The organism is Devosia sp. Z6_126 (genome assembly GCF_058133495.1).
Genome location: NZ_JBYUNO010000002.1, coordinates 694346 through 710615 on the forward strand (window position 1 = coordinate 694346; position 16270 = coordinate 710615).

General features: G+C 61.6%; 30 protein-coding genes. 2 read left to right on the top strand and 28 right to left on the bottom strand.

Features of this window, described 5'->3' with window-relative positions; genetic code table 11:
• Positions 1-49 precede the first annotated feature (49 nt).
• The gene (locus tag AC3YOG_RS10315; protein ID WP_489934984.1) at positions 50-361 is read left to right on the top strand and encodes a hypothetical protein; all 312 of its coding nucleotides are present in this window, start codon (positions 50-52) and stop codon (positions 359-361) included.
• Between the two features lie 262 nt (positions 362-623).
• On the opposite strand, the gene AC3YOG_RS10320 is transcribed toward AC3YOG_RS10315, so the two are convergent.
• The 13 genes from AC3YOG_RS10320 to AC3YOG_RS10380 form a co-directional block, all read right to left on the bottom strand.
• Complete coding sequence (locus tag AC3YOG_RS10320) at positions 624-995, bottom strand: GTA-gp10 family protein (RefSeq protein ID WP_489934985.1); 372 nt, start codon at positions 993-995, stop codon at positions 624-626.
• Positions 996-1424, bottom strand: a complete 429-nt coding sequence (locus AC3YOG_RS10325; protein WP_489934986.1) for a phage tail tube protein — start codon at positions 1422-1424, stop codon at positions 996-998.
• A 57-nt stretch (positions 1425-1481) separates the two neighbouring features.
• Entirely contained in the window at positions 1482-1874 is a 393-nt protein-coding gene (gene gp17 / locus AC3YOG_RS10330) for a tail completion protein gp17 (protein WP_489934987.1), read from the bottom strand.
• A complete protein-coding gene (locus tag AC3YOG_RS10335; RefSeq protein ID WP_489934988.1) occupies positions 1874-2311 on the bottom strand; it encodes an HK97-gp10 family putative phage morphogenesis protein in 438 nt (145 codons plus the stop codon). Before AC3YOG_RS10335 ends, gp17 begins: the two co-directional genes overlap by 1 nt.
• Positions 2308-2652, bottom strand: a complete 345-nt coding sequence (locus tag AC3YOG_RS10340) for a phage head closure protein (protein ID WP_489934989.1) — start codon at positions 2650-2652, stop codon at positions 2308-2310. Before AC3YOG_RS10340 ends, AC3YOG_RS10335 begins: the two co-directional genes overlap by 4 nt.
• Positions 2652-2954, bottom strand: a complete 303-nt coding sequence (locus AC3YOG_RS10345; RefSeq protein WP_489934990.1) for a head-tail connector protein — start codon at positions 2952-2954, stop codon at positions 2652-2654. Before AC3YOG_RS10345 ends, AC3YOG_RS10340 begins: the two co-directional genes overlap by 1 nt.
• Before the next feature lie 9 nt (positions 2955-2963).
• On the bottom strand, positions 2964-3233 hold the full coding sequence (locus tag AC3YOG_RS10350) for a spike base protein, RCAP_Rcc01079 family (RefSeq protein WP_489934991.1): 270 nt from the start codon (positions 3231-3233) through the stop codon (positions 2964-2966).
• 3 nt (positions 3234-3236) lie between these two features.
• Complete coding sequence (locus AC3YOG_RS10355) at positions 3237-3416, bottom strand: hypothetical protein (RefSeq protein WP_489934992.1); 180 nt, start codon at positions 3414-3416, stop codon at positions 3237-3239.
• A 63-nt stretch (positions 3417-3479) separates the two neighbouring features.
• Complete coding sequence (locus AC3YOG_RS10360) at positions 3480-4745, bottom strand: phage major capsid protein (protein ID WP_489935272.1); 1266 nt, start codon at positions 4743-4745, stop codon at positions 3480-3482.
• Positions 4746-4817: 72 nt separating this feature from the next.
• Positions 4818-5513, bottom strand: a complete 696-nt coding sequence (locus AC3YOG_RS10365; RefSeq protein ID WP_489934993.1) for an HK97 family phage prohead protease — start codon at positions 5511-5513, stop codon at positions 4818-4820.
• Positions 5500-6747, bottom strand: coding sequence for a phage portal protein (locus AC3YOG_RS10370; RefSeq protein WP_489934994.1), 1248 nt, complete (start codon positions 6745-6747; stop codon positions 5500-5502). Before AC3YOG_RS10370 ends, AC3YOG_RS10365 begins: the two co-directional genes overlap by 14 nt.
• On the bottom strand, positions 6744-8435 hold the full coding sequence (locus tag AC3YOG_RS10375) for a terminase large subunit (protein WP_489934995.1): 1692 nt from the start codon (positions 8433-8435) through the stop codon (positions 6744-6746). The genes AC3YOG_RS10370 and AC3YOG_RS10375 overlap by 4 nt, the downstream gene beginning before the upstream one ends.
• Complete coding sequence (locus tag AC3YOG_RS10380) at positions 8432-8752, bottom strand: hypothetical protein (protein ID WP_489934996.1); 321 nt, start codon at positions 8750-8752, stop codon at positions 8432-8434. Before AC3YOG_RS10380 ends, AC3YOG_RS10375 begins: the two co-directional genes overlap by 4 nt.
• 192 nt (positions 8753-8944) lie before the next feature.
• On the opposite strand from AC3YOG_RS10380, the gene AC3YOG_RS10385 reads away from it, so the two are divergent.
• Positions 8945-9301 carry a hypothetical protein gene (locus AC3YOG_RS10385; protein ID WP_489934997.1) on the top strand — a complete coding sequence of 119 codons (357 nt, stop codon included), beginning with the start codon at positions 8945-8947 and terminating at the stop codon, positions 9299-9301.
• On the opposite strand, the gene AC3YOG_RS10390 is transcribed toward AC3YOG_RS10385, so the two are convergent.
• From AC3YOG_RS10390 to AC3YOG_RS10460, 15 genes are all read right to left on the bottom strand, one after another.
• Positions 9298-9567 (bottom strand): HNH endonuclease, encoded by a 270-nt coding sequence (locus AC3YOG_RS10390; protein WP_489934998.1) that lies wholly within the window; start codon positions 9565-9567, stop codon positions 9298-9300. The two genes, AC3YOG_RS10385 and AC3YOG_RS10390, sit on opposite strands and share 4 nt — an antisense overlap.
• 79 nt (positions 9568-9646) lie before the next feature.
• Entirely contained in the window at positions 9647-9943 is a 297-nt protein-coding gene (locus tag AC3YOG_RS10395) for a hypothetical protein (protein WP_489934999.1), read from the bottom strand.
• Positions 9944-10480: 537 nt separating this feature from the next.
• Positions 10481-11029 (bottom strand): hypothetical protein, encoded by a 549-nt coding sequence (locus tag AC3YOG_RS10400; RefSeq protein ID WP_489935000.1) that lies wholly within the window; start codon positions 11027-11029, stop codon positions 10481-10483.
• An 11-nt stretch (positions 11030-11040) separates the two neighbouring features.
• Complete coding sequence (locus AC3YOG_RS10405) at positions 11041-11313, bottom strand: hypothetical protein (protein WP_489935001.1); 273 nt, start codon at positions 11311-11313, stop codon at positions 11041-11043.
• A gap of 22 nt (positions 11314-11335) precedes the next feature.
• Positions 11336-11551, bottom strand: coding sequence for a hypothetical protein (locus AC3YOG_RS10410; protein WP_489935002.1), 216 nt, complete (start codon positions 11549-11551; stop codon positions 11336-11338).
• Positions 11548-11826 (bottom strand): hypothetical protein, encoded by a 279-nt coding sequence (locus AC3YOG_RS10415; RefSeq protein ID WP_489935003.1) that lies wholly within the window; start codon positions 11824-11826, stop codon positions 11548-11550. Before AC3YOG_RS10415 ends, AC3YOG_RS10410 begins: the two co-directional genes overlap by 4 nt.
• Positions 11823-12029, bottom strand: coding sequence for a hypothetical protein (locus AC3YOG_RS10420; protein ID WP_489935004.1), 207 nt, complete (start codon positions 12027-12029; stop codon positions 11823-11825). The genes AC3YOG_RS10415 and AC3YOG_RS10420 overlap by 4 nt, the downstream gene beginning before the upstream one ends.
• Complete coding sequence (locus AC3YOG_RS10425) at positions 12029-12229, bottom strand: hypothetical protein (RefSeq protein WP_489935005.1); 201 nt, start codon at positions 12227-12229, stop codon at positions 12029-12031. The genes AC3YOG_RS10420 and AC3YOG_RS10425 overlap by 1 nt, the downstream gene beginning before the upstream one ends.
• Positions 12226-13509, bottom strand: coding sequence for a DUF4942 domain-containing protein (locus tag AC3YOG_RS10430; RefSeq protein ID WP_489935006.1), 1284 nt, complete (start codon positions 13507-13509; stop codon positions 12226-12228). Before AC3YOG_RS10430 ends, AC3YOG_RS10425 begins: the two co-directional genes overlap by 4 nt.
• Positions 13506-14048, bottom strand: a complete 543-nt coding sequence (locus AC3YOG_RS10435) for a hypothetical protein (protein WP_489935280.1) — start codon at positions 14046-14048, stop codon at positions 13506-13508. The genes AC3YOG_RS10430 and AC3YOG_RS10435 overlap by 4 nt, the downstream gene beginning before the upstream one ends.
• A complete protein-coding gene (locus AC3YOG_RS10440) occupies positions 13951-14673 on the bottom strand; it encodes a phage replication initiator YdaU family protein (RefSeq protein ID WP_489935007.1) in 723 nt (240 codons plus the stop codon). The genes AC3YOG_RS10435 and AC3YOG_RS10440 overlap by 98 nt, the downstream gene beginning before the upstream one ends.
• Positions 14625-14945: a hypothetical protein gene (locus AC3YOG_RS10445; RefSeq protein WP_489935008.1), complete on the bottom strand. Its 321-nt coding sequence runs from the start codon at positions 14943-14945 to the stop codon at positions 14625-14627. Before AC3YOG_RS10445 ends, AC3YOG_RS10440 begins: the two co-directional genes overlap by 49 nt.
• Positions 14942-15304, bottom strand: a complete 363-nt coding sequence (locus AC3YOG_RS10450) for a RusA family crossover junction endodeoxyribonuclease (RefSeq protein ID WP_489935009.1) — start codon at positions 15302-15304, stop codon at positions 14942-14944. The genes AC3YOG_RS10445 and AC3YOG_RS10450 overlap by 4 nt, the downstream gene beginning before the upstream one ends.
• Positions 15301-15555 carry a hypothetical protein gene (locus AC3YOG_RS10455; RefSeq protein ID WP_489935010.1) on the bottom strand — a complete coding sequence of 85 codons (255 nt, stop codon included), beginning with the start codon at positions 15553-15555 and terminating at the stop codon, positions 15301-15303. The genes AC3YOG_RS10450 and AC3YOG_RS10455 overlap by 4 nt, the downstream gene beginning before the upstream one ends.
• 21 nt (positions 15556-15576) lie before the next feature.
• On the bottom strand, positions 15577-16002 hold the full coding sequence (locus AC3YOG_RS10460; protein ID WP_489935011.1) for a hypothetical protein: 426 nt from the start codon (positions 16000-16002) through the stop codon (positions 15577-15579).
• Positions 16003-16270: the final 268 nt, after the last annotated feature.

The following is a 16270-nucleotide window of genomic DNA, read 5'->3' on the forward strand; positions in this document are numbered from 1 at the left end:
GGTGGCCAAGGAGAGCCGCCCGCTAACGCCGACATCGGAAGGACTAAGAATGCGCCGTACTATTCTCGCGCTTGCGCTGATCGCAATCTCCAGCCCTATGGCGCTCGCCGCAGAGCCAGAGGAAGTTTGCCCGTCAATCGGAGAGATGGCGGAGAACATTATGCGGGCTCGGCAGAGCGGTACGATTATGTCAACGGCAATGGCTGCTGTTCCAGCCAGCAGTCTGCTGAAGGACTTGGCTACCGACCTGGTAAAAAAGGCTTACGCGGTGCCTCAATACAGCGTTGACGAAAACCAAGAGCGGGCTGTGACGGAGTTCAGGAATGACACCGAGCTGGCCTGCTACACCAGCGCCGGCTAGCGGTGCCGCGAAGCCATCCATGCTCGGGCAATAGCAAGCTGTTGCTCTGGCGTCTGCTGGCTGGGTCTGGGCTTGGACACTAACAGAGCGTCCAGTTTGGGGATTTTCTTCATGAGCGGGATTACCGCGGCGAAGTAAGCCTGCGTGATCCGCTCGTTCCGCTCATAGATGCGTCGCTCTGAAGCGGATTTCATTCGGAGGGACAATTGACGTGGTGTTAGTCGCCAGAACTCTTCGGGGTCGTTGCTGACAGAGGCAAACGTTACGTAGAGCGCTTCCCATTGCCAGCCCGACCCCGCTTCGGAGAAGGGGTTTCCTTATCCTCCGCTGGTGGGAAAGCAGCCTGGAGAGCGCGGCTCACATGCTCGATCGTGGGCTGCAGCCGCGCCTCGGCCATAATGTTGCCGGCGCCAATGATGTCGATCTCGGGATGATGCTCGCGCAAGGCTCCCCAAAGAACAGCGCGGACGCTGCCAGCCGTCAGGCCCTCCACATCGTTGAACATGTTGGCGATCCTGACGATGCCGACCCCAAGCAGGTCCTCGACCTGAATAATCTCATTAATCGAGAGGCGGAGCCGGTAGGTGCTGTCACCCACCGGGAAGTCCACCTCACCTCTGATGGGGTTCGCCATTTAAGCAGCCGTGCCCCAGGTTTCAGCACCGGACACCGCTAGGGTGATCGTGGCCGTCATACGGTCATCGATTGGGATCACCTTGCTGAAACCAATGATCGAAGCGTCGTAGGCGAGCGTAACGCCGCCGGGGAATGTGATCTGGTGCTGAACGATTTCGCCAGACGTGAACAGATCGCGGAGCATCACGTCAGTGTCGCTGCCGGGGATCCAGTTGATTTCGAAGCTGGCCTCCCCGTTATCGATCAGGCCTGAGATGTACTCGCGGCGGCGACCAGGGCTCTGCATGTGCGTGGCGTCCACGCGGTCAGCGGTAGCCTCGCCGGGCGTGATATTGATGACTTCCGCCACCTCAACGAAGGCTGGGACTGTCAAGGATGCGTCCCAAATGGCGTACTTGGACCCATAGCCAATCTTGGCCTCAGTCATGGGAATTTCTCCAACGATGTCAATGAAGGCGCCAGCCCACGGCGCGAAAGGGCTAGATCAGGCCGGAGCCCAATGAATTACGGCGTCTCTGCTGTCAGTGAACCACTCGGCGGGACCGTCCTTGTCGTGACGGGTTCCCTGGCCCTGCATGAAGATGCCTTGGAAGTGGAAGCCTTGGTACGTGCCGCGGTAGCCCGACAGGAACGCCTCTAGGACATCGGCAATGGCGCGGGCCTTTGCGGCCGTATCCCCTCTGCAATCGAACTGCACACGGGTTGCCACATAGCCGGAAGCCCCAGCCATCGTGTAATCGGTCACGCCGCTAATGACGTACATCACGACGCTGCCTTGGGCCGAGCCTTGGGGCAGCGTGTCCCAGGCAATGCGGTTGCCGATGATCGCCTTCAGGGGCTCATGGGTCAGGAGCAAGGGCATAAGCTTGGTCTGCATTACTTAGCCCTCAGCGCCCTACGTGCGGCGGCCTTTGCTGCCTTGTCGATACCGACCCAAAGCTCATCGCCAATGCGGCCCAGCACCTTCTCTTTGGTCTGGTCCCAGGCGGGGCGCATGAAAGGCTGTGGCGGGTTTCCATCGCTGCCGAACTCGCGCAGGTGGCCTTGCGGCCGGCTGTCTGGCCCGATGAAACGCTCTTGTTCTGCGGCCTTCGTGTGTTCGGACTTCTGCCGCTTGCTTAGGGTGCCCGACACGTCGATGCTCTCGCGAAGGCCGCCGGTGTCCACCGGAACCAGAGAGCGCGCTGCCTTCGCGGTAATCTCGCCGGCGTTATCCAGCGCAACACGGCCGATGGCCCGGCGCTTGGTCGGCGTGAACTGATTGAGCGCCGCGTCGAGTTCCTTGCCGCCGGCAAAGGTCACGCGGACTTTCATGGCGCCGGCACCAGCGTGTCATTGGGCCTCGATGCGCTGATCTCGATGCCCTCGCGACGGCCCAGCTCCTTGGTGCCGGCAATGTCATAGGTCTTGCCCTCGCATACGATGCGATCGGCCGCGGTGAGCGTGCTGGTCAGGCTGTCCCAGCGCACCTGGAAGCGCGTCGTAACAGTGGCACCAACCTCAGCCGCGCGGATCTTCTCGCCGTCGCTGACATCCTTCTTGGATGCCGAGCGCTTGCCGATCTCTGCCCATCCCTCAATGGGCTCGTTGTCGTCGTTGTAGGTAATTCCATACCGTTCGATCGTGATGCGGCGGTCGAGTGCTCTGCCGAACATCAGAGAGGAAGCCCGCGATAGGGCCAAAGAAGCTGACGGGCCACGCCGGGAATATCCTCGGCGGGCTGCTCCTGACGCTGATCGTAAAATGAGCGAACGACGAAGAACCCAGCAACCTTGAAGACAGCCTGCTCGCCATACGGCACCAGCGTCAGATTGCAGAAGCGCAGCATCGCTCGTTCAGCCGCCTCCATATAGGCGGTGATAAGGGCGTCGTTGGCCTCGTCTTCCACATTGAGGTCAGCCTTCACCTCATCCAACGTCCAGAGCGGCCCTAGTTCAGTGATGACAATATCGGCCATGATCGGCTCCTAGTAGAGCGCCCAGATGTCGGCTGCGGTGCCGCCGGTACGAACCTGCTTGCACGCCAGCGGGTTGTATCCGGCCTGCAGCGGGACATTGGCGCGGATCGTGCCATCGATCTGCTGCAGGTTTGCCGTCCCAGCCGTGCCAACGAGCAGCCCTCGACATGGCCCGCTGGGCAGGTTGGCGTCAGCCTTGGTTACTGGCGCGTACACATCGGCCGGCGCCTCGGAAATATCGCCGCCGTTGCGCCGGATCGCCTCTGGGTTCTCGGCCATGGCTTAGCCCGCCTTGTTCTTTGCTGGAGGATCGGCCTTGTTGGGAAGCGGCTTCTCCGCCTTCGGCTCTGCCAGCACGCCGTTGTCGATGAGGTGCTGAACGTCGCTCTTATTCGCCTCGCGGGTGTCCCCCGGCATGTAAAGCTTGTCGCCAAGATGCTGGCGCAGAACATCGTATTTCATAGGGTCCTCCTATCGGCTCATAGAGAGGGCGGCCGAAGCCGCCCTCCTTGATCAACCGAACTGTTATTGCGCTGCCGGTGCCACGTTGCCGTAGATGAAGGCTTCGGGGCGGTAGACCGCCAGGGCCAGGCGCTCTTCGGCAAGAATCGTGACGAGGTTCTTGATGAAGTCGTCGTTGACGTAGCCGAGCTCGACCCGAGCATCCCAGCGGTCAAAGACTTGGGCGCCGAGCCGGAACGCGCCGGTCAGGAACTTGCCGGCCGCGAGGGCCTGGGTCGCCACCACGGGCAGGCCCCACATGGTCGGCTGCGCCGTGCCCTGAGGATTGCCGATGATGTAGCGGCCTTCGCTGTCCTTGGTCAGCTCGATGCTGGCCCAATCGATCGGGTTCAGCACATGGCCGGTCGTCGGGAACTCGGCAAGGGCGGCCTGCAGCATCGCAACACGCAAGATGTCGATGCGGGTTACCGGCGTGGGAGCGCCAAAGCCGGTGGGAGCGGCGTAGGCGGTGGCCTGCGGCACGATACCGTGCAGGTTCTGGCCGGTGCCGTCGCCGTTGAGCAGCTGCTGCTCTTCCACATATGCCAGGCCGTAAAGCAGGCGCTGATCGATGATGGAGCGGAGCTGCGAAAAGTCATCCAGGATCTGGCGCGAGGCCTTCATCCAGTGAGCGATGACCTTGGCCGAGGTGTTGATCAGGTCGAACTTCAGATCAGAGCTGGGCTTGGTTGCGCCTTCCGCTACGGGCGCGGCGTTGTTCACAAAGCCGGTTTCACGCACGTACTCGAGCGTGTTGCCGTCCATGCGGCCGGGGGTGATGAGGTCACGAACGGTCAGGCGGCGCTGGGGAATTTCCAGAATGCCTGGCAGGCGGGTGACCTGCACACCGGCGCCGGCGGAACCAGCGGCGTTGGTGGTAGCCGAAGTGATCGTGGCCTTGACGCGCATATCGACCCGGCCGCTCGACGGCTGGGAGGCCATGAACGCCTTGACGCGCTCGTCCTCAACGAACTGCTCGCCCAGGGACTTTTCGCCCTCGTCGGCACCATCGCCAGCACGCGCGAGCTTCTGCTCGATCTCGGCCAGGCTTTCCGTGAGCCCGTTCATCTTGACCAGGGCTTCGTCGGCCTGCTCCTTGAGGGAGGCAGTCAGCTCCTCGCCCTTCTTGGCCTTGCCGAGGGCGTCCTCAGCGATCGCCTTGACGGCATCGACGGCCTGCTTGTGCTCGGCCTTGATTTCGGTGGCCAGCTCGGCAGCAGTCTTGGAGCCCTGATCGTTGGGCTTGTCGAATACGACGCGCGGGGCGCCGAAGTAGTTGAATGCGGGCATAGCAAAGAGCCCGCCGGCCGCCAGAGCGACCAGAACATTGCGTTTCATAGCTGAAACTCCGGTGGGGTTGAGTTAGGCCGAGGCCTGAAGTGCCCGAAGAAATTCGAGCGTTTCCGCATCGGCAGGTTCCCCCTGCCCCTTCAGGTGGACGCGTGCGGCGCGCTCCGCCTGCGAGTTCGAGAAGCCCAATCCCTTGAGCCACGTCTCGAACTCCCGCTCGGTCAGCCGGTCCCCGGCCTTGAGCTTGTCCATCAACTCGGTGGCGGCCTTCATGGCCTTAACACTGCCAACCGTCGCGTTCTCATTCGCGCCGATGCTGACCACCGAGACTTCCTTGAGGTCGAGCTTTTCCAACGTCCAGACGCCGGTTTCCGTATCGACCGAATATTCCTTGATGCGGTAGCCGATCGAGAGCCCATCGATGTCGCCGGCCTTGAGCAGTTCATAGGCCTCGCGCGCCCGCTGCACGCCCATGTTGAGCTTGCCCTTGAGCAGAAGGCCTTTGGTGTCCTCGCTCGCCTCCAGCCACTTGCCGATCGGCTCGGCCGGATTGTGCTGCCAGAACATCTTCGGCATCGTGCCGGCGGCGCGGTGCTGGCTGAGGCTGTCGCTGTAGGCGCCAGGCGCAATCACATCGCCGTAGGTGTCGGGCTCGCCGCCGAAGGTGGAGCCGTAGCCCTCGAATTCGCCCGTCTCCTTGAGCGCCTTGATATCGAGCAGCGGCGCGGCTTGGGTAACGGTCGCGCCTGCGTCCTTAAACATCAGCATTGGGCGGCTCCTCGTTGCCGGCTTGGTCGATCGGCACGTTCTGCATTTGCAGGCGCACGATATCGCCACCCTCAACAGGCGGCAGGTTCTCGAGCTGGCGGATTTCGTTGATCGTCATGCCGCCGATAGACGACATGGTGCGGTAGAACTCGGCGCGGGCCTTGCTGTCGCCCCGGAGGAGCCCTTCAAGGCTGAACTCTATGGTGATCCCGGCGGCGCGATCGGCTGGCGTCAGCAACTGCTTGCGCATGGCCTGCTCAATGCGCGCGAGGCGCCGGCGAAGCGTGAACTTCTGGAAGCCCAGTGTCTGCTGTTCCAGACCCGTGCCCCAGCTGGTGCTTTTCTCAGTGTGACCGATCATAAACGGGGGCACGCCAAAGAACCGGCACACCTCCTCGACCGAAAAGCCGCGGGACTGCAGCATCTGGGCGTCTTCGGGCTTCAGAGACAGCGGCATGACCGTCTGGCCCCCTTCGGCAACAAAGGGCCGGCCCGCGTTCATCGCGCCGGTATATTTCTCCTCGAGCTTGCCCTGCGCCTGGTCGCGCTGCTCCGGCGTCAGCCACTCCTTGTAGGAAATGACAACGCTGGGTCGCATCCCGTTGGCAAAAGTGGTGCCGGCCGAGCGGTCAATGGCCTTGGCCAAGCTGAAAGTGTGCCGCCCGTAGGTGAGCGTGGACAGCCCACCCTCCGGCCCACCCCCGAAACCGCGAATATGCAGAACATCGTCCTGGCCGAGGTCATAGCTCCGGCCGCCTTCGGTCCAGCGGTAGCGAAGCGAGCCGTTCGCCGCCCGCACAACCTGAACAATATCGGCCCGCACCGGCGTCAATCCCATGACCTGGCCGCGGCTCTTATCCTTGCGGGCGAAACCATTTCCCTGCAGCTCCAGATTGGCCGAGAGGAACTCCAGAAAGTCGATCGTCGTCTGATCGGCGTTCGGGCTTTCGTGCAGCACCCGGAAAAGCGGGTGATCCCGCGCTACCGTGCGCCCGCCGTTGGCATCGGTCCGATAAACCAGCAGCGGAAGGGTGCCGATGGTGCCGGCAATGAGGTTGATGCAGGCCCAAGCCGCCGAAAGCGCCAAAACGTCTTGGGTCACCACAGTTTCACCGGCATAACCGGTCTCAGCGGGCCAATTCGGGCGGTTTACCAGCGACAGTTGCTGTGGTTCGATGCGCTCAACTGGCGCAGACTTGCGGAATGGCGCAAGCATCGTGTCGATGAAGCTCATGCGGCCCCCGCTAGGCTCTTGATATAGTCGTCTAGGGCACCCGTATTCCGTGCCTCCGGGTTCCGAACCATCACCGTTACGGCGTCGAAAAGGGCCATGACGGGGTCAATTTTGGCATCACCGGCGTTCTGTTTGGTCGCCCGAATGGCCGTAGCTGTGGGTTCGATCTTCAAATTGCCCACGCACCAGTCCATCAGCTTGGAACCCGAGTGGCGAAGCGTGCCATTGGCCAGCTTTCGCTCTGCGGTCTTGATGGCGTTCATCAGCTGGTAGCCCTGCGGCGCCCCGATCAGCTGCCCTGTCTCTTGTGTGATGCCAATTTCGGCCAGAGCCTCGATCATTTCGCCCAGGCCGGCCGGATCGACCGCAACAGCAGCCAGAAGGCCGCGCTTGTTCACTTCATCGATACGGCTGACGATCTCAGCGATGTCCTGCAGCTCGTCATCGACAATTGTCAGCTCGCCGGCCTTCTCGAAGTCCCGTAACCGACTGGCGATGCTCTTGCGGCGCTCCAGAACGCCCTTGTGGCACCACGCATGGGACCAGCAGAGCCAATCGCGCGTGTCTTTGTGGCGCCCGACCATGGTAAAGCCGAACAAATCGTCTAGGCCGCCGCCGTCCTGGCCAACCACAATCACCTCGGATTGGTCCAAAAGACTCTCGAATGTCAGGGTCGGATCAGCTCGATGGGGCCAAAAATCAGCGCCGGGCCATCGATTGGCCCGCAAATTCATGCCGATTTCAACGTTCAGATGCTTGGCAAGGTGCGTTCTGAGCGCATCCCCATCAGCATTTCGGACCTTCACCAGCTCTTCCTCGAGCCATTCTTGGCTAACCGAGCGCCCCATGTTCGGGTTGGTGATGTAGAAGTTGTCGGGCTCCAGATAAGCCTGGTTCTCGACCATCTTGGGCGGGAACTCGTAGAGCACGCCGAGCGATTTCGGGTCTTGTATCTTGCCGTCCCGCACATCGCGGAAATAATCGAGCTTTGCCTTGAACACGCCGGCCGGGGGCGCGTCCGATTGTGTGGAAAGGTAGATCACGAAGCCCTCGGGCCGAGAAACCAGCCCCCCAGTCGCCTCCCGCAGCATTGCGTCGGCCTTGGGCTTGGACCCGAACACCCAAAGCTCGTCCACCAGCACAAAAGCGGCCTTTTTGCCCGATACCGTGTCGCTGTCGGCCGCGACCACCTTGAGAAAGGCCTTGGTGGTCCGATGGGTGATAGTCCGAACGTGATCCTGCACATGCAGCAGCACGTCGAGTTCAGGATCGTTGCGCACCATGTCGGCCGCAGGCTTGAACGAGTTGTCCGCCACCTCGATTGTCGGCGCCAGGATCAGCAGTTCGGCCGACATGCGCCAGTTGCGGATCAGCGCCGTGAGCATGATGCCCGCGGCGATGGTGGACTTGCTGTTCTTTTTCGAAATCAGCAGGAAGAACTCACGGATCAGGCGCTTGGCACTGTCCCCGTCATAAGCGCCGAAGATCGCCGCAACGAAGTCGAACACCCACTGCTCGCAAGCCTCCCCGAATGTCGGGCTACCAGGTGCATCCACGATGCGCAGCGCCTTGAACACCTCCAGCGCGGCTGCGGCCTCATCAGGGAACAGCGGCGCGAAGGTGATCAGCGGACGCTGAGCAACGATGCGCTTCTCCCAATCTGCGCAGGCTGTGGACCAAGCCTTCATTTAGGGTTGTTGACGACCAGCTTAGGGGCGGTAGGGACAGCAAACTTACCGCCGGCCGCCTTCTCCGCCTCAGCCTGGCGCTGTTCCTTCTTGCCCGGCGCTGCATCAGCGGCCTTGGCATGAACATAGGGGGCCGCAGCCTGGGCCATGCGATCGCGACGTTCGCTCTCGGCGTCGTCATCGTTCATCACCGCCAGCATGTATTCCAGGGGCGACATTCCAGCCTTGCGGCTTTCCCGTTTCACCTCTTTAGCAACGTCCTTGGCGCTGGCACCACGAGGGCGACCAGCCCCAGCGCGATAACCACCACGGGGCATGTTTTGATTTCCTGAATGCGTTTGATTTCAGCGGGTCAAAATCAAACAGAGGGGATTTAATCTCTGCGTGAGGGGGACGCGGGTCCAGACGGCGATGGCCTTCCAGACTTTTGGCCACCCCCCGGCGCACTTGGTGACTCGACATGGAGCTCAGCCACATGCTCTCATCGCTCTCGCATGGGGAGGATGCAGATGGAGTTGGTGATTTTACTTGGGATCGCTGTGGTTGCGCTGGTTTGGGCAGCACAGCATCACGGCACGAAAAGAGCTGCTGAGCAGGAGGCCGCCGCGCGGGAGGCTAAGTACCAGCGGCTGTCCTCCAAGTATGCTGGTGACCCATTCCTCAAGGACATACTGGCGGGCAGCATCCGGCAGGGCATGACACGGGAGCAGGTCATTGATGCCTGGGGGCCGCCGGCCGCAGCTGAAGAGCGAGTGCTAAAGACCAAGGTAGTGCACACGCTCAAGTATGGACAGACCGGATCAAGGAGCTTCAACCAGCAGGTTAAGATCGAGAACGGCTACGTTGTTGGATGGAGCCAGCGCTAGGCCCTGCGCTCCTGTGCTTGTGCCTCGCTGTCGTGCCATTCCTTCGACACGGCCTCGAGGTTGTTGATGTCCCAGAACAGCAGCTCGTCACCCTTGTGCGGCACCTTGTGGTGGACCACTGGGCTATCCGGTGCATTGGCCATGCCGCTAAGGATCACGCCTGTGTGCTGGCAGGTGTAGAGATCGCGGGCCAGTACCTCTTGGCGTAGGCGCTGCCATCGTGCGCTCTTGTACCACTGGCGGTAGGCGTTGAGGTTGGGCTGCACTTGCGCCTTGTCCCTTGTCTCTCGCTGCGAGTGGATGCGAGGGGGCATGGTGGCAACGAGGGGGCGGAGGGTCTTGAGCTTAGCCATCTACCCACGCGACCAGGATATGCTCACAGCCCAGCATCACAGCAGCAATGGCCTCGTGCCGCCCATCGATGATCCAGAAGCGCTCGCCTCGCCACTCACCTCGGGGGCAAGGCCAAGGCTGGGAGGGCGCACATGACATGCGGCGCTGCATTGCGCGCTCTACATCACCCACCGCCATGCGGTCACGGCAGGCCAGAGCTATCTGCTCTATCGGCACATAGTCAGTGATCACCTTGGCGCCGGGAGGGACAACCATGCTGCGGTCTTCGGGGATGGAGACGCTGTGCATGGGCACCCCTGTTTCTAGGCATTCTCCCGGCTTCCCACCGGGTTTGACGCAAGGCTCCGTGCGCTGCGGAAGGGGTTGTGAGAGCCCTTTACGCTGCAGAAACAGTTGCGCGGCCCGAAGCTCGTATATCGTGGTCGTCGGCTCGCTTTATCGGCGCTAAGCGCTTAGCGAAGGGCACTCTTGTGGTGAGAGTGCGCGGGCCTTGAAGCCGACCGGTGAGTTCCTGGTAGTTCCCGCTGGTCGGCTTCTGATCGCGCTCCCCAAGATCAAGGGTTGAGGCACTGAAGGTGTTTTCAGATGCGCAGTAGTCAGTAGCAGCCACTAGCCTTCAGTGGCACCGCGCACCGGCCTCAAACTGATTTGAGGGGCGAGGCCTGCTGCACCGTCTGAGACCCAGGGGCCTATAAGCGACGGGCAAGGGCTGCTCGCAACGCCTCAAACACAAAACCCGCCGGTTAGGGCGGGTCTGTTGGTGGACACAATGTGTCACTCTATATTTGTGACAGTGAACCGATTTGCGGTTGATTGCAAGCCCTGTCAGGCTGCCTTTTTCGCTTCCAACCCGAAATGTTTGACCAGCCCATTGAGAGCCGTGCGCAGGGCGCCGTTCATACGGTCGGCCGGCATCTCTTCGACAATGACCGTGCGCAGGGCAATGAACCGCTCGCGGGCTTCTTCCATGGGCGCATGCCCCTGCACTGCCTTGTTGGCGTCATCCATCCGCTTCTTGGCTGCGGCGCAGCGCCTGGCATGTTCCTCGTCCGTCATGGTGCTGGTGCCGCTTGTGTGGGTGGAGAAGCCGCGAGGCGCATTGATAGCGGCATGGTAGGCACTGAGCAGCTTTAGCCAGTCCTCCCCTGCCTGCCATTGCGCATCGCTGATGGAGCCGGTCAAGCACATGCGGCCGAGCAGCGTTGCGGCCTTCTGGTCCTTGGCGTCTGCAGCGGAAACACCGAACACCTTCTGGCGGTACTCTACGGCCGTCTGCATTTCATCGCGTGCCTTGGTCTCGACTGACTGGCGCTGTGGCCGGCCGTTTGCTTCCCGTTTCACGCCTACTTTTCGTTTTCTGCCGCCGCGCGCCATTGTCTCTGCCTCTATGGTGTTTGGGTGGGGGTGGGACGCGGATCGAATGAGTAGGCGATCTTCCGCAGGGTCAGTTTGTCGTTGCGGGCCATGATCTGGCCGGACTGCCACCAGATTTCCTCGCCAAGCTCCAATTGCTCGGCGGCGGGCTCCGCATAAACGGCAGTTTCGTCCCCGTTTCGGTCCAACACCCAGAGACGCCGCACATCTTGCTGCAATCCCGGATACGGGCCAGCCAAGATGTTCATGCCGATGTTTTCGATAATGCGTCCGCCTACGCTCATCCCTGCTTCTCCTTGTTGGTGTTCACGCGTTGGGTGGGGTGTTGGAGGCAGGTTCCCGCAGTTGCAACTTCACAGGGATAGCGTACCGGGCGAGCCATATTCCCCGCGCCCGCAGCTGTTCCAAGATCAGCTTGTCGTCTGTTGGATTGCCGAACTTGATTGCACTAATCGCCTGCCAGAGCTCAGTCTCGGCGTCGTCTTGAGACAGCCAAACATCACGCAGTGTGTCTTCGCTCATTCACTCGCTCCTTGCGCTTCGTTGGGGGTGGGGCCGTAGTTCTCGCTGATGAATTCCTCGATCAGCTCCGAATTCAGGTACTGCCAGCGCTTGCTGACTTGCCGATAGACGAAAGCGCGGGCGCGCCGGGTGTCCCCTTCGCTGAGCAACTGCCGTGCGCCAAAGAGTGCTTTGCGGAAAACCTTCTTGGGGATGTTCTCAAGGTGATAGAGGCGCTTCGCTCCGCCGAACCAATGCCCGATCTGCTGATCCAGAGTTCGCACGACTACAGTCATTCGCTCGCTCCTTGCTTGTTCACGCACTGCATGATGCCGCCGACCTGCCCACAGTAGGTCAGCAGCTTGCCTTCCTTGGTGAGGAGGCCGAAGGGGGCACGCTCGGTGCCGCAGCCTTCGCATTTGTGGATGAGTGCGCGGGGCTCGATAGTCTGCCCGCCGCGCTCGAATGCAGGACCAGAGCGGCGGAGAACGGATGGCATCACCACTTCGCCCTCCGCTGCACTGGCATTGGCGTGGGCTTGCGAACGTCCTCGGTCAGCATCGCGATCTGGCGCTTGACGCGATCAAGGCGGGTACGGAGTGGATGAGCTTCGGGCGCGCGGAGCGGGATGTGGCGCAGGTCAGCGCTCAGTTCCCGTTCCTCGGCATACAGGGCCTCTAGGCGTTGCTGGGTGCTCATGCTGGAGCCCTCATGCGCAAGAGCCCGGTGGGGACATTCGTCCCAGCCTCCGCGAAGCTACCCACGGGCAGATCGCGCCAATCACCCTCAAGCTCCTTGTGGTCGTAATGGGCGGTAGCCGGGAGGATGGCGACGAGGACGCCGCGAGGCTTCAGGAACTTGAGAGCATGGCGCACGTGCTTGACGTAGTGCCGGCCGTAGAACGGCGGGTTCATCACCACGGCGTCAAACTCAGCGCGGGACGGGCATTCGAGGAAGTTGGCTGCAAGAACGCTGTGGCCCTTTGCTTTGGCTTGGTCTGCGCGGCCGGCGTGGTACTCGATGCCAAGCGCCTGATGACCCAGCTTCGCAACGGCGTCCAGGATGCGACCATCACCACAGGAGGGCTCAAGAATGCGCCAGGTTGGCAGATCACCGCTGTAGCTGTGACGCGTCGGTATCCCGGCGAACTCAATCGCCTTGGCAATGACGCTTTCTGGCGACCAATAGAACTGTAGGTCTTTGGAAACGGCGGTGCTCGGGGCGCGCTCGGGCTGCTCCGGGTCCACATCCGGCAGAACGTCCCCGTAGAACTCTGCAAGGCCGCGGTTAATGTCCAGCAATGCCGTGGGGCCGAAGTAGAGATGGCCGTTGCCGTTCCCGTACTTCTTGAGCCACACGTCCCGCTCTGGGGTCATTCCGCCGTCAATGATAGCATTAAGCTCGGCATGGTCTGTGAGCGGTTTGCCCTGGTAGACGGCTAAGGCGTTTATGATATCACGAAGCTTGTCCTTGCCGTAGCTGCTGTACCCGCCCACGTTGTGCAGGATTACACGCTTGGGCAGCCCTTTGACGCCGATCTTGACCTTGGCGTGAGACTTGTAAGCTGGGTCCAGATCAACGAAGGCTTCCGCGAGTCCGCGCAAGATATGCTGGCGCGGGTTCTCGTAGTAGTGCTTGAACGTCGAGCGGACCACTTCGGCGGTGAGCGGCGGCGGGTCGGCCAAGGTGCGCTCGAACAGGCGCTTGTCATTGGCACTCGCGATCATGTCGATGTTCAGGCGGTTGTAGATCGCCTTCCAGCCAGACTTGAGCAGGTTCTTGCGCATGTCATTGGCATGAACATATGCCCTGCCCCGCAGCACGGGTTCGGCGTAGGTGCCCATTACGGTGCCGGCCATCTCGACGCCCTTGCAGGCATCGTCATAGGCCTTAATCACGGTATCAATGTTGGCGACCTTCTGGTCGTACTCGTCAATTAGATCCAGGACTGTGCGGGCGGTTGCGAGTTCGGTGCTCATGCTGCGGCACTCCCGCCCATGTCCCCTTCGGCGTCTGGATCGCCAACGCTGATCCGAGCGATGCGGGACAGCCGGATGCGGTTGGCCTCCATCTGCGCCTCGGTCATTGGCGCCGGCAGGGCGATCATGGCGGCCTCATCGACCACGGCATTGTCGAACCACCAGCCCTCAACACCGTCCTTGACGAAGGTAGGCAGCATGGGATCATTCTTGAGCATCGCGATCTGGTGCCAGGCTTGGCTATCGACCTGGATGAACTGGCGGTTGGCCTTCCAGCTTTCCATGACCAGCTCGTGCTCGAACTCCTTGACCACCTGCACCAGCCGGGGCGCGGTCGGGGCGAAGTCGGGATTGTGCCCGGCCACCTGCCCCCGCACGAATGCCCGGCAGGCGCGCTTGACGGCCTCGAGCGAGCAATCCTCGATGGCAAAGCGGTAGACCTTAGCGGTAGCGTCGGTAATCCGAGATTGTGAGGACGGGAACGCCTCCAGCATCATGCCGATTGCCCTGGTCGCTTCTGAAAGCTCGTTCTGGTTCATCGATGGTTTCCTCAGCGAGGCGGGTGAAATGTTCGGATCCACGGGGCGCGGCTTGGCGAGGTGGGGAGCCTCTGGTCCGCTGGTTCTGGAGGTATTCGGGCTTGAAGCCCTGCCAGGAGTTCAGCACCATGGCGTCGGCCGCCTCGTTCGGGTCGGGCCACTTGGCCAACTGCACAGCGAGCAGTTCGGCGCCACGGGTGGTGAGCGGCTTGCGGATCCGCTGCCGCATCTCGATCACGTCCCCTGCCCTCTGCCGATCCAAAACCGTTTCGAGCGCAGCCCGTGGGTTTTTGGAGGAAACGTTAGTTTCCGACTGGGAAGGGGTTATTTCTTTAGGGGGTGTGGGGGGGATTTCTTTAGGGGAAGGGGTGTCCCCCACTGTCCCTGTATGTCCCTCTGTGTCCTCGGGACATACGGGGACGTTGGCGCGTTGGCGGCGCTTTTTGGCAGCTGCACGAGCACGCTTTTCGGCCTGTGCCGCCTCGGCCTGCTGGTTGGCCGCCTTCATCGCTGCGGCAAGCTGCTCAGCCGAGCAACCGGCGGCAACCATTGCGTCAATGACAGCGGATGGAAGGCTCACTTGTTCACCCGAGCCCGCATGGCGCCGTCCTTGGCGCGCTTCCATGCGATGAACTGGGCCGACAACTGCCGGTGGCTATGAACAGGCTCGCCAGCCACGGTAATGGGCTTGCTGGTGCGTACCGTGGGCTTGGGCGGGAACTTATAGGCGTTGACCCACTCGACAATCTCGTCGGCGCTGCAGCCGATCTCGGCGGCGATTTCTTCCCACGAGTGCTTTTTCTCGATCCGGTTGCGAACGAGCGCCCACAGATCGTGGTCGTTGGGTTTGAGCGTGACGACACCGCGCCAGGTAGATTTGCTTGCTGATGCGCTCATTGCGTAGCTTCCTCGTATGGAGCCACGAGCACCCGCATGCCGCCCTTGGCCTCGCCCCATTCAATGGTGGCGCGCTCGCAGTGGCGGTCGTTGTCGATGATGCCGTGCTCTTGCAGCAAGTCCAGGACGGGCTTGCAGCGGTTGTCGATATCGGACAGGACGTGGCGGGTGCCGCGATCAATGGTGATCGTGACAGTGAAGGCGCCGGGCACCTTGCCCTTGCGCTTGCAATCCCATCCGGCGGCGGTCGCCCATTGGCGATAGCGCTCAGTGCGGATGCGGCCCTTGCCCTTCACATTGGAAAAGCAGGCGTTGACGCTCGGCGGAATGTGCTGGGTGAAGATCACGACTTCGCTCATGCGTCCTCGCGCCACTCGTATTGTTGGGAGTGACCGGGGAACAGGCCATCACCTGTGGCGACTATGTTGGGGTTGGCGAGCGCCTGATTAGCGACTGACGCCTTCACCACGAGCCCGGTCTTTGACAGGCTGTACTGGGTGCAGTTTTTCTGGCGCTCATCCTGTGTGTAGGTCCGCAGCAGTCGCTCCCCACCAAACTGCAGGGCGTAAAGCACGTCTTTGAACGTCACATCCTTTTTGGACCGGCTCATTCCGCCTCTCCTTTGTTGGTGTCAGTCGGCTGGATCAGTCGAGCGGCGAAGCGGATGGCTTTGGCCTTCTCGATGTGATCCGCCGCTTGTTGTTCGTGGCGCTCCGAAGTCGCCCGCCAGTGCGAGGCGATCCACCAGCGCACGGACGCCGGCAAGCTCTGCTTCAAGTGAAGCAATGCGCTCCGCAAAGGCCCTATCTGACGCAGCACTGGCCTCCTCCTTCTGCCCGATGAGGGCTTTGATGCGCGCTTCCTCGTCCGCCCGGAGGCGCGCTGTTTCTTCGGCTTCGTAGATGGATTTGACGCGGCGCTCGCTCATCCCCAGAAGGGAGGCGAGACGGGCCTTGCGCCACTTGTGGTTCATCGTCGGCCACTTCTGGCCGGCAAACACACGGAGGTCTGTAGCAAGGGCTGCGGTCACTTCACGCGGCTCCGACTTGTCCTGCATTCCCAATTATTTGTCCTCGCTTGCTGGCATTTATTGAACCAGCAAGTGAAGACGGATTGGAAAGGGCAGACGAATGACGATGCGACCCTTGAGCGAAGCCTTGGACAGCGTGCTCTTGGGCCTGGGTATTGACGCGCGGACGGCGGGAACCGGACGTGCGGGGAATAAAGGAGCCGGGAGCAGCCGCAATGGCGCTCGCCGGCAAGTGGCAGCGGTCAGGGAGTCGAAACCCGCTGCTGTGAGATTGGTCTGGACAAACCCGACCATG

What these genes read in the sequence shown, in the direction of transcription:
- AC3YOG_RS10355 (WP_489934992.1), bottom strand. Translation starts at nt 3,416, where the DNA reads ATGAAATACGATGTTCTGCGCCAGCATCTTGGCGACAAGCTTTACATG.
- AC3YOG_RS10450 (WP_489935009.1), bottom strand. Translation starts at nt 15,304, where the DNA reads ATGAGCGAAGTCGTGATCTTCACCCAGCACATTCCGCCGAGCGTCAAC.
- AC3YOG_RS10365 (WP_489934993.1), bottom strand. Translation starts at nt 5,513, where the DNA reads ATGCTGATGTTTAAGGACGCAGGCGCGACCGTTACCCAAGCCGCGCCG.
- AC3YOG_RS10345 (WP_489934990.1), bottom strand. Translation starts at nt 2,954, where the DNA reads ATGGCCGATATTGTCATCACTGAACTAGGGCCGCTCTGGACGTTGGAT.
- AC3YOG_RS10435 (WP_489935280.1), bottom strand. Translation starts at nt 14,048, where the DNA reads ATGAACCAGAACGAGCTTTCAGAAGCGACCAGGGCAATCGGCATGATG.
- AC3YOG_RS10420 (WP_489935004.1), bottom strand. Translation starts at nt 12,029, where the DNA reads ATGCCATCCGTTCTCCGCCGCTCTGGTCCTGCATTCGAGCGCGGCGGG.
- AC3YOG_RS10410 (WP_489935002.1), bottom strand. Translation starts at nt 11,551, where the DNA reads ATGAGCGAAGACACACTGCGTGATGTTTGGCTGTCTCAAGACGACGCC.
- AC3YOG_RS10395 (WP_489934999.1), bottom strand. Translation starts at nt 9,943, where the DNA reads ATGCACAGCGTCTCCATCCCCGAAGACCGCAGCATGGTTGTCCCTCCC.
- AC3YOG_RS10400 (WP_489935000.1), bottom strand. Translation starts at nt 11,029, where the DNA reads ATGGCGCGCGGCGGCAGAAAACGAAAAGTAGGCGTGAAACGGGAAGCA.
- AC3YOG_RS10315 (WP_489934984.1), top strand. Translation starts at nt 50, where the DNA reads ATGCGCCGTACTATTCTCGCGCTTGCGCTGATCGCAATCTCCAGCCCT.
- AC3YOG_RS10380 (WP_489934996.1), bottom strand. Translation starts at nt 8,752, where the DNA reads ATGCCCCGTGGTGGTTATCGCGCTGGGGCTGGTCGCCCTCGTGGTGCC.
- AC3YOG_RS10425 (WP_489935005.1), bottom strand. Translation starts at nt 12,229, where the DNA reads ATGAGCACCCAGCAACGCCTAGAGGCCCTGTATGCCGAGGAACGGGAA.
- AC3YOG_RS10335 (WP_489934988.1), bottom strand. Translation starts at nt 2,311, where the DNA reads ATGAAAGTCCGCGTGACCTTTGCCGGCGGCAAGGAACTCGACGCGGCG.
- AC3YOG_RS10370 (WP_489934994.1), bottom strand. Translation starts at nt 6,747, where the DNA reads ATGAGCTTCATCGACACGATGCTTGCGCCATTCCGCAAGTCTGCGCCA.
- gp17 (WP_489934987.1), bottom strand. Translation starts at nt 1,874, where the DNA reads ATGCAGACCAAGCTTATGCCCTTGCTCCTGACCCATGAGCCCCTGAAG.
- AC3YOG_RS10350 (WP_489934991.1), bottom strand. Translation starts at nt 3,233, where the DNA reads ATGGCCGAGAACCCAGAGGCGATCCGGCGCAACGGCGGCGATATTTCC.
- AC3YOG_RS10405 (WP_489935001.1), bottom strand. Translation starts at nt 11,313, where the DNA reads ATGAGCGTAGGCGGACGCATTATCGAAAACATCGGCATGAACATCTTG.
- AC3YOG_RS10340 (WP_489934989.1), bottom strand. Translation starts at nt 2,652, where the DNA reads ATGTTCGGCAGAGCACTCGACCGCCGCATCACGATCGAACGGTATGGA.
- AC3YOG_RS10460 (WP_489935011.1), bottom strand. Translation starts at nt 16,002, where the DNA reads ATGCAGGACAAGTCGGAGCCGCGTGAAGTGACCGCAGCCCTTGCTACA.
- AC3YOG_RS10455 (WP_489935010.1), bottom strand. Translation starts at nt 15,555, where the DNA reads ATGAGCCGGTCCAAAAAGGATGTGACGTTCAAAGACGTGCTTTACGCC.
- AC3YOG_RS10325 (WP_489934986.1), bottom strand. Translation starts at nt 1,424, where the DNA reads ATGACTGAGGCCAAGATTGGCTATGGGTCCAAGTACGCCATTTGGGAC.
- AC3YOG_RS10320 (WP_489934985.1), bottom strand. Translation starts at nt 995, where the DNA reads ATGGCGAACCCCATCAGAGGTGAGGTGGACTTCCCGGTGGGTGACAGC.
- AC3YOG_RS10375 (WP_489934995.1), bottom strand. Translation starts at nt 8,435, where the DNA reads ATGAAGGCTTGGTCCACAGCCTGCGCAGATTGGGAGAAGCGCATCGTT.
- AC3YOG_RS10440 (WP_489935007.1), bottom strand. Translation starts at nt 14,673, where the DNA reads ATGGAAGCGCGCCAAGGACGGCGCCATGCGGGCTCGGGTGAACAAGTG.
- AC3YOG_RS10445 (WP_489935008.1), bottom strand. Translation starts at nt 14,945, where the DNA reads ATGAGCGCATCAGCAAGCAAATCTACCTGGCGCGGTGTCGTCACGCTC.
- AC3YOG_RS10430 (WP_489935006.1), bottom strand. Translation starts at nt 13,509, where the DNA reads ATGAGCACCGAACTCGCAACCGCCCGCACAGTCCTGGATCTAATTGAC.
- AC3YOG_RS10360 (WP_489935272.1), bottom strand. Translation starts at nt 4,745, where the DNA reads ATGCCCGCATTCAACTACTTCGGCGCCCCGCGCGTCGTATTCGACAAG.
- AC3YOG_RS10415 (WP_489935003.1), bottom strand. Translation starts at nt 11,826, where the DNA reads ATGACTGTAGTCGTGCGAACTCTGGATCAGCAGATCGGGCATTGGTTC.
- AC3YOG_RS10385 (WP_489934997.1), top strand. Translation starts at nt 8,945, where the DNA reads ATGGAGTTGGTGATTTTACTTGGGATCGCTGTGGTTGCGCTGGTTTGG.